This is a genomic window from Lysinibacillus sp. KCTC 33748 (assembly GCF_002237755.1).
Lineage (GTDB): Bacteria > Bacillota > Bacilli > Bacillales_A > Planococcaceae > Lysinibacillus.
Genome location: NZ_MWSJ01000002.1, coordinates 282,925 through 296,883 on the forward strand (window position 1 = coordinate 282,925; position 13,959 = coordinate 296,883).

Genomic DNA, 13,959 nt, shown 5'->3' on the forward strand with positions numbered 1-13,959 from the left:
TAAAGGGCTGTTTGTATGCTTCATATGAATGTAATCAAAAAATTTAAAACCTCTTATCAAATTAAATTTTCGAATGCCTATCGTTTTTTATGCCATACAATGGGCAGTAAAACAATTATTTATGATACAGGTTCTTGGGAAAAAATAAAGGAGCTTAGTAAACCCAATAATCCAGGAGATATTCATTTTTCAGACAATGATGATTATTTATATATAAAAAACACAATCGGTACTGTATGTGTGTATGAAACGGTTGGATTTCAGTTAATCAAAAGCATTAAATCAAATAAAAAATATCAACTTGTTGAAGGGGACTTTGTTTTAACTAATACTTCATTCATTATCCTTGATACATTGAAAACGAAAGACGGACATCAACTGGCATTAATCAACATTGAGAAGGGTGAGTTTAGAGTACTAACGCAATTTAAAGATTCAATTCCCCTAATTTATTTTAATCACTTTATCCAGGCTGAAAGTGCCTATTTATTTACTTTGAGTTATGTAAATAATGAAGATTACCGAGTCGAAAAAATAGTAAAAGTTAAAGAACCAATAAATAAAGAGTCCATAGAAATATTAGATAACTTAGAAATTCGGAATTGGGATTCCATCATCTTTAACTCTATTAAAACGTATATATTGTGGTTCAAGATTATGACATAGTTATACTTGATGGACAGTTTAAAGAAATTTTAAAGAAAGTCTGTTTATCAGAACAAGATTATCCTGACCACTTCGGTTATTTTCAACATATGCACCAGTCAAACGATGGACGATATATTATCCTTACATATAGTGAGACAGTTTTAATCCTGCGATACGATGATTTAGAACCCATTTTAGTTGAAGAACTACAATATGCTTGTTTTGGGGAATTCAGCAACGATGATCGATTTATACTTATAGGAACGTGGGAGAATGGTTACATCCTTGAAAACACCCTACGTTAGTGTCTTTGGAGAGGTGAAGGTCACCGTTCTTCTCTTTCTAATAAGGGTTGTGAAATTCTTCACTTAAAGTAATGGGGTGCTTTAATTGAATATTCTCATCCCGAAATAATCAAACTTTTTTATAAAAACCAAACTAGATAAATAAAGAACCAACTGTTTTGATCAAACCTTGTTTCAAAACAGTTGTTCTTTCTGTAGAAAATCAGCGTTTGCAACTTACTTTTAATTGAACTTTATTAAAAAGCTACATCTATATAAAAATAAAAGCAGAATTAGTCCTTCAACTAATTCTGCAAAAAACTATTATAATGTGTAACATTCTATTTGTCATATTGTTAAATCTTTAACAGTAGAAAATAACTTGACTTTTAATAAAAGATATCCCAACTGTTTTTCTTTTGCATTATAAACGACCATATCCAGCAAAATGCTTTTTCCAATAAGTGCTATTGATGTTAGCAGTGGAAACACCATTGTTACTCGCGCTAATCATTTGGTTATTTCCAATATAAATGCCTACATGTGAGATACCAGCTTTATACGTATTAGAGAAAAATACTAAATCGCCTGCTTTGGGTGAACTTACTTTTTTAGCTGTACTATAAAAGCCTGCTGCTGACTTACGAGCAGTCGAAATACCAGCATTATTAAAAACGTAAGTAACATAGCCTGAACAATCAAAACCTGTACTTGGTTTACTCCCGCCAAATGTATATCTTACGCCTAATTGTTGTTTAGCAATTTGTACTAGACTAGCAGTTGGTTTAGGTGTAGATATTGGTTTTGGTTTAACTGTTGATGTTGATGTAGTATTAACGTTTAACTTTTGTCCAACGCGAATGGTTGAAGAAGATAAGTTATTCCATTTCATTAAAGTTTGATAGGAAACACCGTACTGATTGGCAATCTTCCATAAAGAATCACCAGATTTTACAGTATAAGTTGCCGCCGATGCTGTGTCAATTGTTGAAAAAAGTACAGATGAACTTAAAACCAATGTAGCTAATTTCATACCCCATCTATACTTTTTATTCTTTTTCATAATATGTATCCTCCTAAATATTCAAAAACTTAATACATAAATGATATTAACATTGTAATATTACAATAGTATGTCAATAAAATAACATTAAAGATACAAATTTTACTAATAATAATTAGGAAATCATCCACTTTATGGCTCATTATCTAAAGTCAGGGATAATAGAAGGTAAACGTATTTCTTATGGAAGGGGAATGACATTTATAGGAACGCAGTTTTATAGAAAAATGTATTTGAAGATGATAAAAATGAAATATTGGGGGATATTAAGTATCTAAATAAAGTGAATGTGGAGAGACCGGCTCTTGGTTTAAGACAAGGGACAGTCCCCGAAGTTTAATTTTTTTCCTTTTGAATGGCTTTACGTGCAAGTGCATCTGCAGCTTTATTTTGCGTGTCTGGAACCCATTTGATAAAAAATAAATCGAAGTTACTTACAAGTGTAAGTGCCTGCTCAAGATAAGGTTTAAATTCCTCATTTTTCACATATTCTTTTTCCATAGAGGCTACAACAATTTTTGAATCAGAGCGCACTGATATTAGGTTTGAACTAATCTTGAGTGCTTCCTCAAGTCCGCGTACTAATGCAGTAAACTCGGCAATGTGGTTATTGGTCTGTCCTATATACTCACTTATTTGTATATGGTGGCCCTCACCTTTAATAAATATTCCAATACCACTGGGGCCAGGGTTTCCTGCACTAGCAGCATCAATGTAAACTTCTAACATAAAATCCCTACTTTTTGATTTAGATTTTACATTAATTGTACATCAATAGTGCTTTTTCACAATATTTTAGTTGAAGATAAATATGGATAAACAAAATAGTTGCTTGTTCAAAATGTTAACTTCATAATAGTAAGAAGCGAAATTTGGACGTGAAAGGAGCGAGAGTTCAAATTGGATAAAGTGACGGTTATGAAAGATATTGATGAACTACATGATATGTATTGTGTTGATTGCTTAGTGATCAAGCAATTACGAAAAGAGCGTGGAAAATCTGGAGCTCATCGCTTCTGTATTGAAGCCTGCACAATAGGCGAGCGACTACAATTTCTTGGAGAAGAGCTCATGAAGGTATATAGTAAATAATGTTTTCACATATTGCAAAAATGTCTTTGAAGTAATCATAGTACTAAACGGTCTATGTTTAAATAAAGTAAAGCTTAATGATAAAAAATTTTTAACTTAATTTGATGCATAAATAACAATATGTTCGAAAGAATTACCGTAAAATAAGCTACTTTTTTGTTGGTTCACTACCGATAACAAATGTAGCTTTTCTATGGTGAAAAAATGCGCCACATACTCTAAGATCTGTTTAGAGCGTGTAGCGCAATATAATTTTAAGTATTATTTAGTTTCAGCATAGGTACTTAAGTCTTGGTAGTATTTTGTGAGAGAGGAAGCTGAAATATCGAACGTCGCTGCAATTTCTTTTACTGTCATTGATAGCGGCTCGAACAGCTCTTTCTCTTGACCATATCGAATCGCACCAGCAGCGATCGCAGCCTCTTTGCGCGCAGATGGTTGTCCTTCAATTAAGTAGTCTTCTAAAAGCTCTAACATAGGAGCTGTTTCACGATCATTTTGCTCAAGGAAATCTTTTACTTGTGTGATTACATTGCTCTCAAAATTCGTGAATTCCTCGCCTTTATAACCGTTTGACACTAGTAATTCCCAGAAGGATAAATGCTCTTCTTTTAAGAATGCGCCAATCTTCTTCTCAGAAGCCTCGAAATTTTTATTAAATTGCTCAAACACTTTAGCGTGATCTTCCGGGAAGAAGATTAGCGTTGAAACAGCTAAATAATGCTCTGATTTTTTTGTACCATCCGGTAAGATGAATGCAAAGACATGCATACCTTCAGGGATTGGTTTATCATTTTCACGACGAATATAAATTTCTTCTTTTGATAACACATGTGTAGCCTTGAAATATTTTTCTTCTACAACAGACACAGAACCAATAAATAGACGAGGTTGTGACCAGCCTTCTAACACTTTTACTGTAGAAGGTCTTACCGCTTTTTTCTTTGTTTTCTTTAAGTAACCTTTCCAAATAGATGGCTCTTGATGGAAGAAGAAGTCGTCTAACGCGATTGCTTCAATTAGCTCTCTTTGTAGTACGCTCTCTAATTTAGGCTGCCATGTACCTACATGCTCGATATAAGCACGAACATCTTTGCGTTCTGGATATTCTAAGTAAAATGTTTGTAGTACACGTTCTAATTCTTCGATTGCTACAGTTTCTACTGTAACCTGCTGTTTGCCTTCACAACATTTTTTGTATTTTTTGCCGCTACCGCAAGGGCATGGATCATTACGTTTTACCATAATTAGAAACACTTCCTTTGAAAATTGTTAGTCGAATTTTGCTAAATAAATTGCATCTACTTAATAATAACGGTACATTTGTATGAAGAAAAATGATTGTCTATTTAGAAATATCAAAAAAAGGACGCCCTGATTCTATTATATGAACATATTTTCCAACTTAGAACTAGAAAAAGAAAACCATCTACGCTTTAGAAATAGCATAGATGGTTCTAAGCTTTGTTTAACTTTTGATAGCTTCCATTTCTGTCGTTAATCGTTCAAGCTCATCAACGAGGTGACCAATGTAAGCTATCGTATCTCGAAGCGGCTGGTCTGTTGTAACATCGACACCCGCCATTTGAGCTAGCTCTACAGGTGATTTCGTACCGCCAGCTTGAAGGACTGCTAACCACTCATCTACCGCCAGCTTACCTTCTTTTAAGATACGCTTGGATACTTGTGTAGAAATTGTTAAGCCAGCACTGTATGTGTATGGATATAAGCCCATATAATAGTGTGGCTGACGCATCCATGTAAGTTCTGCACCTTCAGAAATGTCGACAGCTTCGCCCCAGAAATCTTCAAGGACAGAACGTTTTAATTGATTTAAAACTGAAGCATTAACAGCTTCACCTGCGTCAATTAATTCATATACTTTTCGTTGGTATGCTGCCTCTAGTAAGTGTGTGACGAAATTATGATAGTATGTTTTGGACACAATGTTTGAAATAACCCAACGTTTGAAACGAGGATCTTCGTTATGGGTTAATAAATAATTGGCTAGAAGCATTTCATTCATTGTTGATGGTGCCTCGATAAAGTATAACGAAGGACGACTATTAAAATAAGATTGATGGGCATGTGCATTTACAAAGTGACCTGCATGTCCTAGCTCATGAATTAGCGTAAATACTTCATTCATACGTTCATTCCAAGACATTAAAATATAAGGATGATTACCATATGGACTTGAACAGAATGCCCCAGTAGATTTTCCTTTGTTTGTTGCATAATCAATCCAGCGCTCGTTAAATGCTTTTTCAATCATGTTCTTGTAATCCTCGCCCATAACCGATAATGCATTTTCAACATATTCTTTTGCTTCCGACATTGTTAATTTTGGATCATACTCTGGATCTAACGCTATTTTTAAGTCTGCAAAAGTCATGTTCTCGATGCCGTTCGCTTGTTGAATAAGCTTTGCGTAACGGCGCATATGAGGCGCAAGCTCTTTTGTAATAAGATCTATTTGACGGTTATAAAGTGAGCGATCAACATCCTGATCAAACAATAAATAATCAATGATAGAATCAAAGCCTCGTAATTCCGCCATTGTTTTTTCCTGTTGAATATGTGTGTTATAAATTTTTGCAGTTGTGTGCTGATAATCTCGTAACTTACCAGAAAATGCTTCAAATGCAGCACGACGTACGTTTGTAGCAGCCTCAAACTCCCAGTTGTTTTCGTATAATACAAAACTTAATGGATGCTTTTCACCATTTGCCTCAAACTGTCCAAAATGCATATCAACAAGCTTTGTCGTATTATATGTTTCATAAGGTGTCTTAAAAGTTGAACTAAATGCAGCTAATGCTTTTTCCACTTCAGGGTGCAGCTGATAAGGCTTTTGCTTTAACAATTCCTCTAAGTAAACTTTGTAAATAGGACTCAACTCAGTGGCCTCTTGTAAAATCGCTTCGTCCAGTGCTAGTAATTCACTGCGTACGAAAGAAAATGCACTACTTATTTTACCCACCGCAGTACTGTATTTGGCAGAACGTATTTGCGCTACATTATCTGTAAGATCTGTTTGACTATTTAAATTTGCATATGTGCCAATAGGGACAATGCTTTTTTGTAATTCTTCAAAAGCTGTTAAAACTTCAATTACTTTTTGCGCATCCGTAATTGTACCTTGATACTTGCGTTCAAAGCTTAGTGCATCCTCTACAAGCTGAGCTAAAATAGGCTCAAAATCCGCATCATTTTCAAATAAGTCTTTTAAATTCCACGTTTCTTCTACGGGTACATCTTTTCGTAATACTTCCATCAATTAACACCCCTTATGTGTAAGTGTCTCCATTATAACGAAACTATTTCGGAAAGTGAAATAATTATAGAGAATAGTTTAAATATTTTTAAAAATAGAATAATAGCGCGGAAACTTATGTTCGTGTTTAGTATAATGGATGTAAAGAAAGGAGGAGGAATGAAGTTATAATGCAGTTAGTTTGGGAAAAACCAGACGTATATAAACTTAGCCAAGTGAATCAAGATAATTTATGGAAGAAGTTAATTGCGGATTTGTTTGAAGATTTTTTGTTGTTCTTTTTGCCAGAGTTACATGCAGAAGTGAATTTTTCAAAGCAAGTGGAGTTTTTACAACAGGAGCTTTTCAAAGAAATTATTGAGCATCGTCAAGGGCGCAAAATAGCTGATCAAATTGCGAAGGTTCATTAAAAAAATGGGAAAGAACAATGGATTCTTGTCCATACGGAAATACAAGCTGGAGATGAAGTGCATTTTGCGAAGCGCATGTCTGAGTATTTCTATCGTATTAGGAATCGATATGGTAAGAAGATTGTGGCTATTGCTATTTTTACGGATAAGAGTACTAATAGCACGAACTGGTACCATGAAAAGTATTATGGTACAGAATTAATGTACACTTTTAATAAATTTGTTGTATCTGATTTTGATGAAGAAGAATTGAAAAAGTCAACGAAGCTACTTAGTAAAGTATTACTAGCATCTCTTTATTTGAAACGTACAAAAAGTGAATTGAATCTTCGTAGTGCGTACAAAAGAACTTTACTAAGAGAAGTATGGTCATTAAAAAATGTTGAACGAGCAGAAGTAAATGCGTTGCTTTATTTTATTGATTATTTATTGAAACTACCAAGAGCTATGTCTGAGCAACTTGTAAGAGATGTAAAAGAGGAAATTAGAGGGGAGGAAGAAATGTTGCATCAATATAAAGAAGATTTACCACCGACACTTGCTGGAGTATTGGAATTAGAAAGGCAGGAGGGCATTGAGCTGGGAATTGAACGTGGCATGAAACAAATAATTTTTGGTTTATTTGAAAAGGGTGCTGAAGACGAATGGATTGCAGAGGTTTCGAAGCTTCCAGTGACAAAAATTAAGGAAATTCGTAAGGAACTTAAATAGTCTAATTCTGTAGTGAGACAAATTGCCAATCAAATGACCTTTAAAAATTGTTTGTGTTAATGGAAAAAAATGTGTGTATAGCAAATACACTTTGCTACGCATACTATTTCTAGAACAACTGGCACATTGGAGGAGAAACAATGACACAAAACTTAAACAAACAATTAAATAAACTTGTCGCTACATGGTCTGTACTTTATACGAAATTGCACAATTATCATTGGTATGTTAAAGGAAATGCCTTCTTTACACTACATGCAAAATTTGAAGAATTATATAATGAAACAACATTAAATCTAGATGAAATTGCAGAGCGCATTCTTTCGAAGGATGGACAACCAGTCGCTACGTTAAAAGAACATCTTGAACTGTCCTTTATCGAGGAAGCGACTGGGAATGAGACGACGGAGGAAATGGTGGTTACAACCATTGCAGATTTCCAAAAAATTATGAAATCTTTACATTCAACAATGGGACTTGCAGGAGAAGAAGGGGACGATCGAACAGAGGATTTACTGAATGCTATGTACCAGTCCCTTGAAAAGCATACATGGATGTTAAAGGCCTTCCTTGGGCACTAAAACCACAAATAAATGATAGGCAATGGAAACTCGTTCATGCATTTCCATTGTCTGTTTTTTTGTTGTTTCAAAAGATAGACATATTTCACAAAGAAATAACATATATTACAGTTCGGAAAAGAATGGGCAAAATATGTTTGTTTTTGAATAGGAAGGGTAGATAGTTAGTTAGTAAGCCATACAAGTTAGGAGGAATTGAACATGATAAATGAACAAAGCCCACAAATTGAAGTGGCCCATACAAGGGAAGAAATGCTTCATATTTTAGAAAGTATGCGATTAGAAGCATATCAAATAGAGGACATTCATGTTATTGCAAAGGATCCAAGCCAATTTGAGGATGTAGAATGGGGTATTAATGTTAAAACCCATGAGGCAGGGAATTGGGTAGATCAATTTAAGTCTTGGTTTACCGGTGAATCGGCCGTGACGGAAGGATTAAAGCGTTTTGATCTTACAGAGGGACAAACCGCTTACTATTCTCATCTCGTAGAACAAGGTGTCATCGTAGTATTTGCTGAGCCTACAATTGAACCTATGACGACATAGTGAAAGGTGATTGAAAGTCATCTTCATTCACATAATAGGGAATATTTCCTTAGTACAATACGATAAACAGAGTGATTGCACATGCATCACTCTGTTTATTTGTGTAGAAAGGTTTCAAAATTGATTTAATGAATCGCTTTTTCGTGGTCGTGTTTTTTTATAAAGCGTAACACATGAAGCTGCTCTAATTGAGCAACAAGGTTACCAATTAGAATAAAGCTACCACCTATTAATACTTTTATCGTTAATCCTTCTCCTAAAAACATCATGGCAAACATCGCTGCAAAGGTTGGTTCTAAGGAAAATATTAGTCCTGTATGTGTAGCAGAAGTAAACTGTTGTGCAACAGTTTGACCTACGAAACAAAATGCACTACAAATGACACCGAGTCCAATAATAGCAATCCAAGAAGACGTTGTATTTGGAAGTGTAGGCGTTTCAAAAATGAATGTTAAAACGAGTGCATAAAATCCAGCAAAACCGAGCTGGTAAATGCCATATGAAATGGATTCAACGTTACGCGTAAATGTACTGTTTAACAGTAAATAAATCGAATAGCCGAGTGCAGCCATGGCTATTAAAATATCCCCTTTTTGAAAGGCAAATGAACCGTGGGCAGTTAAAACTGTAATCCCAATCATAGTACAAACAATCGCAAAACTAACTGCTCTTGAAGGTAATTTCTTTTCAATAAAACTGCTGATAATAGGTACTAAGACAACTGTTAGACTTAAAATAAAGCCAGCATTTGATACCGAAGTTGTTTCAAGTCCAAATAAACTTAGAGCGAACACAATGAATAATATAAAGCCTTGAATAGCCGCATATTTTAAAGTTTTAGCATCGGCCTTAATCATGCGTTTATAAAAGATGATTCCTGCTGCAAAAAATGCAATGATACAACGCAATGCCACCACATTATAAACAGCCAATGTTTCAAGCCCCATTACCATAAAGGTATAAGATAATCCCCAAAACATTGTCACTATAACCATTAATAAATTTGCTTTTCCTTGGATACTCATTATGCTCACCTACATTCTGTGTACTAAAACAGTTTTTAACCTAAAATTTACTATATCTCTTGTATTGTGATTAGTAAAACGAATGTTTATAATAATCAGTATTAAAAAAATTCATGTATGTAGAGGACAAGACAATGAGCTTAGTCAAATATGAGATTTTGAATAAAGTGGCTGAGGTAGCTAGCTTTACAAAAGCTGCAGAGGCATTAGGATTAACTCAATCAGCTGTAAGTCATGCTGTATCAAGTTTAGAAAAGGATTTCGGCTTTGCACTCATTCACCGAAGTCGAACGGGTGTCTCGTTAACAAGTGAAGGAGATGCAATGTTAAGGTCAATGAGGCATGTCCTCGATGCAGAGGAACTGTTACAGCAAGAAGCAGCACATATACTCGGTGTTACTCGAGGGAAAGTGCGAATTGGTGTAATATCAAGTATTTCGTCAAACTGGATGCCGGAAATTGTTCGAATTATGGACAATCAATTTCCTGGTATACAAGTTGAATTACGTGAGGGAGATTATTATGAAATCGAACAATGGCTATTGAGTGGAGAGGTGGATGCAGGATTTTTAAATGGTCAAAAGTCGAAGCAATTTCAGTTTATAGAACTACAGCAAGATCCGTTGCTATGTATCGTTTCTGATAAAAGTCCGCTTTATAATAAAGCAGAAATTGATATTGTGGAACTAGAAGACATGCCATTTATCATGACTTCACATAAAGGAACAAATGATGTAAAAGTACTGTTAGAGCAATATCACGTGAAGCCAAATATTCGTTTTGAACTATCAGAAGAGGTAGGAATCACGTCGATGATTTCTCACCAACTTGGAATTAGTATTTTACCGAAATTAGTGACGAATAATTTGCCGCCTTCGATAAAAGCTATACCGTTAAAACAAGGTGGCTATCGGACAATTGGAATTGCAATGAAACACCATGCATCACCAGTGACCAAAAAATTTGCGGAAATCTTAAGTTCCTGGTTAAAAGAGCAAAATAGGAATTGATTTGTATGTAAGTCATAAAGGATAGTAACTTTCTCTATAAAAACATCATTGAAGCAAAACGTAGCATTACGTTAAAATAGTATTTGTATATTTAACTTCATTCAGCAGATCTTTTTTGTACCAAATGCGTAGCGACAGGTACAGAAGATTCCCACCTCTAAAGGTGGTGAGATGGATGCAATTTTGATTACTTATTCAGTTGGTGTCCAAGCACCTACTGATATAGAGGAACTCAGTCTAAGGACGCCACGTCCTGTGGCGACGATCGAGTGACCAACATATGTTAGCACTGCGCTTTCGCACAGAAAACATATGTTGGACCAAAGCCTCCGGCGGATGTCACGGATTGTTTATCTGTAGCGAAAGCAAAGCGACATCCACAATATCGCCAAGGTGAAATTGATTAGAAAAAAGGTGAGTGTATGGGGACATTACAAGGGAAGACCGTACTCATTACAAGTGGGGGAACACTTGAAAAATGGGATCGTGTGCGTGGGCATACGAATTTATCGAAAGGATCGATGGGCTGTTATTTAGCGGAAGCGGCACTAGCGGCTGGGGCAAACGTATTGTATATGCATGGTTATTTCGCACAGCTTCCAGCGAATAAAGATAAAATGCGTACCATTCGATTTGAAGGTATTGAAGATTTAGGCGAGAAAGTTCGACATGCTGTTCAAGAAGAGCATGTGGATATCGTCATTATGGCGGCTGCCGGTTCTGATTGGCTAATTGACAAAGTGTATGACCAGTCTGGGAATCTAATGGAGGAGGCAGGCAAAATGCCATCTGACGAGCCACCTATCATCCACTTTAAAAAGGCACCTAAAGTATTAGGTCAAATAAAAGGATGGAATCCGGAAGTTATATTAGTGGGCTTTAAACTTGAGGCAACAGATGATGAGGAATTTTTAATGTCCCGTGCACGTCTACGAATGGAATCAGCCAACGCTCAGTTTATGGTAGCTAACAGCTCACAATCTTTATATGGTGGCGATGAGCCTCACTGGATTGTACCGGCTAACGACCAGCCGATAAAGGTTATGGGCAAGCAAAAGACAGCAGAAGCATTAATAGATCTTTTATAAATGAATAAAGCTGTGTAGAGGAAAAATAGACTCTACACAGTTTTTATTTTTGTTTTTTTGTACTATGAAGAATGAGTTGATACTAACTGGCATAACTAATAGATAAACCTCATTTTTCTTAATTTCTTAGTAAACAACTAAGTTTTCTAATGTTTATATTGACAATAGGTTTTCTGAATTATAGAATTATTTCCAAGAAACGTAATTCTTTTATCGGGAGCGGTAGAGACTTGGCACAAAATGAGGCTTCTACGATAACAAATGGTATAGGTCAAACCTAGGAGAGCTCCTAAGGGATAAGGGGCTATGATTGACGCGTTTGCTCTTTTGTACAAAAAATAAAAGAAGAGGTGTATCGGATGACTCAACAGGCAAAAGTAGATGACAAAAAGCTAGAGGCAATTGCAAAGGCAATTCAAAATTTGGAGTTTGGAGAAGTAAACATTACGATTCAAGATGGTGTCATTGTGCAAATTAACAGATTAGAAAAGCAGAGATTTCCACAGAAAAAGTAAAAGGTGTGATGATAGGTGAACAGATGTTTCTAAGTCACGGGGAATATTTCCTTAACATATATAGCCGGCATTTTTTAGGGTATACGGAGCCGACTATTTTTTTACTTAATCTGAAGGGGCTTATCATTTAAATTGTATTAAAAACCACATAATAAAAAAGTTCAACTTCAAAAACCAGGATGATCACGGCGAATCATCCTGGTTTTGCGTATATTCTTATAGCCTACTCATAAAAACTTTTTGGGATTTCACCAATATGTCTGCGATGATACAGTAAAGGCTCCTTCTGTGCATTGTCAATTTCTAGGACTTGCCCGATAAATATTGTATGATCTCCAGCATCGATTTGCTGAAATGTTTTACATTGTAAAATGGCTGCAGTATCATGCAAAACTGGAACACCTAATACAGAAGTTGACCAGTTAGCCTGAGCGAAGCGATCTGGAATTTTGCTTGAAAATAGTGTACATAGATGCTCTTGATTATACGCTAAAACATTAACAGCAAACTTTTGAGCTACTGTAAAATATGGATGTAGCTGTGATTTTTTATCGAGCGACCACAAAATAAGGAGTGGATCTATAGAAACGGATGCAAAGGAATTGACAGTTAAGCCAAAAGGTTCATTTGCGTCATTACAAGCAGTGACTACCGTTACGCCTGTTGGATAATTACCTAATGCTTGTTTAAAAGCAGCAACTTTGTCTGTCATTCTAATCACCTCTTCATTGATTTTTGGAAATGAAAAATCTTTTCTGATGACCCATCAGAGTGATAATCATCTTGGTGCTGAGTATTTAAAATAATTGCAACATTCCTAATTTTATTTTAAACCAACAAAACTAACTGGTAAAGTATATAATAGAGAAAAAAGGAGGGGGAGTCATGTCTTTATATTTTGACCATTTAGTTCATCAAGTTCAATCACCAGAGAATACAAAGATTTTCTTAAATAAACGTAATATCCATACAGTTAACGGTGGTCAACATACAATGTGGGGGACATTCAATACGTTAAGCTACTTTGGATTAAACTATATTGAGCAAATAGCCATCTATGATCGTCAATTATTTGAAAATGCAGTGAAATTACCTTATTCACTACATTATACGTTTAAACATACAAACGAGCGCTATGGTTTTTCAAGAATTGCGTTGCGTACAAAAAATATTAAGGAAGAGGGACAACGATTACGTGCACTTGGCTTCGAAGTATATGGACCTGATGATTGTAGTCGTACAAGACCAGACGGCTCCGTAGTTGAATGGAAGCTCTTGCATTTTGGGAAACCGGGGCTGGAAATTGATTTCCCTTTTTTGATTGAGTGGGCTGATACAGACGAGGAACGTGTTGCGCAATTAAAAGCAAATGGAGCCATTAAGAGCGATCAACCCATATCGATGGAGTCTGTACAATTTTATGTAAAAGATGTGCAAGCTACAGTGAAACTATGGGGGGAAGTATTACAATTACCAGAGCCTGAACAACAAGAAAAGTTTATTTCCCTACACTTGCCAAATATTCGCCTAGATTTTTATGACGAAGTTACTGCGGCTACTATGGCGCTAGGTCAATTAAATGAAGGGCCGTTTGGGGTTACACTTAAAGATACTGATAGAACGAAGGAAACGCTAGTTTTTCCAGGAGCTTTTTATTGGATCAATAGCTGAGGTTAAAGAGTTTAAAAGATCTATGAAGAGCATTT

Annotated in this window: 16 protein-coding genes; 10 read left to right on the top strand and 6 right to left on the bottom strand. The window is 35.5% G+C overall.

Annotation, left to right across the window (positions count from 1 at the left end):
* Positions 1-15: 15 nt before the first annotated feature.
* Entirely contained in the window at positions 16-666 is a 651-nt protein-coding gene (locus tag B1B04_RS04150) for a hypothetical protein (protein WP_079560064.1), read from the top strand.
* A gap of 690 nt (positions 667-1,356) precedes the next feature.
* Here B1B04_RS04150 and B1B04_RS04160 read toward each other — a convergent pair.
* A complete protein-coding gene (locus B1B04_RS04160; protein ID WP_079560066.1) occupies positions 1,357-1,995 on the bottom strand; it encodes a C40 family peptidase in 639 nt (212 codons plus the stop codon).
* Positions 1,996-2,331: 336 nt separating this feature from the next.
* The gene (locus B1B04_RS04165) at positions 2,332-2,724 is read right to left on the bottom strand and encodes a ribonuclease HI family protein (RefSeq protein WP_079560067.1); all 393 of its coding nucleotides are present in this window, start codon (positions 2,722-2,724) and stop codon (positions 2,332-2,334) included.
* 171 nt (positions 2,725-2,895) lie between these two features.
* On the opposite strand from B1B04_RS04165, the gene B1B04_RS04170 reads away from it, so the two are divergent.
* A complete protein-coding gene (locus B1B04_RS04170) occupies positions 2,896-3,087 on the top strand; it encodes a zinc-finger domain-containing protein (protein ID WP_079560068.1) in 192 nt (63 codons plus the stop codon).
* A 261-nt stretch (positions 3,088-3,348) separates the two neighbouring features.
* Here the strand turns inward: B1B04_RS04170 and B1B04_RS04175 are convergent, their stop codons facing one another.
* Both B1B04_RS04175 and pepF read right to left on the bottom strand, forming a co-directional pair.
* The gene (locus B1B04_RS04175) at positions 3,349-4,332 is read right to left on the bottom strand and encodes an SEC-C domain-containing protein (RefSeq protein WP_079560069.1); all 984 of its coding nucleotides are present in this window, start codon (positions 4,330-4,332) and stop codon (positions 3,349-3,351) included.
* 223 nt (positions 4,333-4,555) lie between these two features.
* Positions 4,556-6,364 carry an oligoendopeptidase F gene (pepF, locus tag B1B04_RS04180; RefSeq protein ID WP_079560070.1) on the bottom strand — a complete coding sequence of 603 codons (1,809 nt, stop codon included), beginning with the start codon at positions 6,362-6,364 and terminating at the stop codon, positions 4,556-4,558.
* A 170-nt stretch (positions 6,365-6,534) separates the two neighbouring features.
* Here pepF and B1B04_RS04185 point away from each other — a divergent pair, with 170 nt between their 5' ends.
* From B1B04_RS04185 to B1B04_RS04200, 4 genes are all read left to right on the top strand, one after another.
* Entirely contained in the window at positions 6,535-6,774 is a 240-nt protein-coding gene (locus B1B04_RS04185; RefSeq protein ID WP_079560071.1) for a hypothetical protein, read from the top strand.
* Between the two features lie 57 nt (positions 6,775-6,831).
* Positions 6,832-7,485: an RpnC/YadD family protein gene (locus B1B04_RS04190; protein WP_079560072.1), complete on the top strand. Its 654-nt coding sequence runs from the start codon at positions 6,832-6,834 to the stop codon at positions 7,483-7,485.
* Positions 7,486-7,625: 140 nt separating this feature from the next.
* The gene (locus tag B1B04_RS04195) at positions 7,626-8,066 is read left to right on the top strand and encodes a Dps family protein (RefSeq protein ID WP_079560073.1); all 441 of its coding nucleotides are present in this window, start codon (positions 7,626-7,628) and stop codon (positions 8,064-8,066) included.
* A gap of 201 nt (positions 8,067-8,267) precedes the next feature.
* Complete coding sequence (locus B1B04_RS04200) at positions 8,268-8,615, top strand: general stress protein (protein ID WP_079560074.1); 348 nt, start codon at positions 8,268-8,270, stop codon at positions 8,613-8,615.
* A gap of 125 nt (positions 8,616-8,740) precedes the next feature.
* Here the strand turns inward: B1B04_RS04200 and B1B04_RS04205 are convergent, their stop codons facing one another.
* Positions 8,741-9,640 (bottom strand): DMT family transporter, encoded by a 900-nt coding sequence (locus B1B04_RS04205; protein ID WP_079560075.1) that lies wholly within the window; start codon positions 9,638-9,640, stop codon positions 8,741-8,743.
* A 134-nt stretch (positions 9,641-9,774) separates the two neighbouring features.
* Here B1B04_RS04205 and B1B04_RS04210 point away from each other — a divergent pair, with 134 nt between their 5' ends.
* The 3 genes from B1B04_RS04210 to B1B04_RS04220 all read left to right on the top strand — a co-directional run bounded on the left by B1B04_RS04210 (position 9,775) and on the right by B1B04_RS04220 (position 12,253).
* A complete protein-coding gene (locus B1B04_RS04210; RefSeq protein ID WP_079560076.1) occupies positions 9,775-10,650 on the top strand; it encodes a LysR family transcriptional regulator in 876 nt (291 codons plus the stop codon).
* A gap of 422 nt (positions 10,651-11,072) precedes the next feature.
* A complete protein-coding gene (locus tag B1B04_RS04215) occupies positions 11,073-11,738 on the top strand; it encodes a phosphopantothenoylcysteine decarboxylase domain-containing protein (RefSeq protein ID WP_079560077.1) in 666 nt (221 codons plus the stop codon).
* Positions 11,739-12,097: 359 nt separating this feature from the next.
* Entirely contained in the window at positions 12,098-12,253 is a 156-nt protein-coding gene (locus B1B04_RS04220; RefSeq protein ID WP_079560078.1) for a YezD family protein, read from the top strand.
* Positions 12,254-12,476: 223 nt separating this feature from the next.
* Here B1B04_RS04220 and B1B04_RS04225 read toward each other — a convergent pair whose 3' ends face one another.
* Positions 12,477-12,965: a flavin reductase family protein gene (locus B1B04_RS04225; RefSeq protein ID WP_079560079.1), complete on the bottom strand. Its 489-nt coding sequence runs from the start codon at positions 12,963-12,965 to the stop codon at positions 12,477-12,479.
* A gap of 173 nt (positions 12,966-13,138) precedes the next feature.
* On the opposite strand from B1B04_RS04225, the gene B1B04_RS04230 reads away from it, so the two are divergent.
* Positions 13,139-13,924: a VOC family protein gene (locus tag B1B04_RS04230; protein WP_079560080.1), complete on the top strand. Its 786-nt coding sequence runs from the start codon at positions 13,139-13,141 to the stop codon at positions 13,922-13,924.
* Positions 13,925-13,959: the final 35 nt, after the last annotated feature.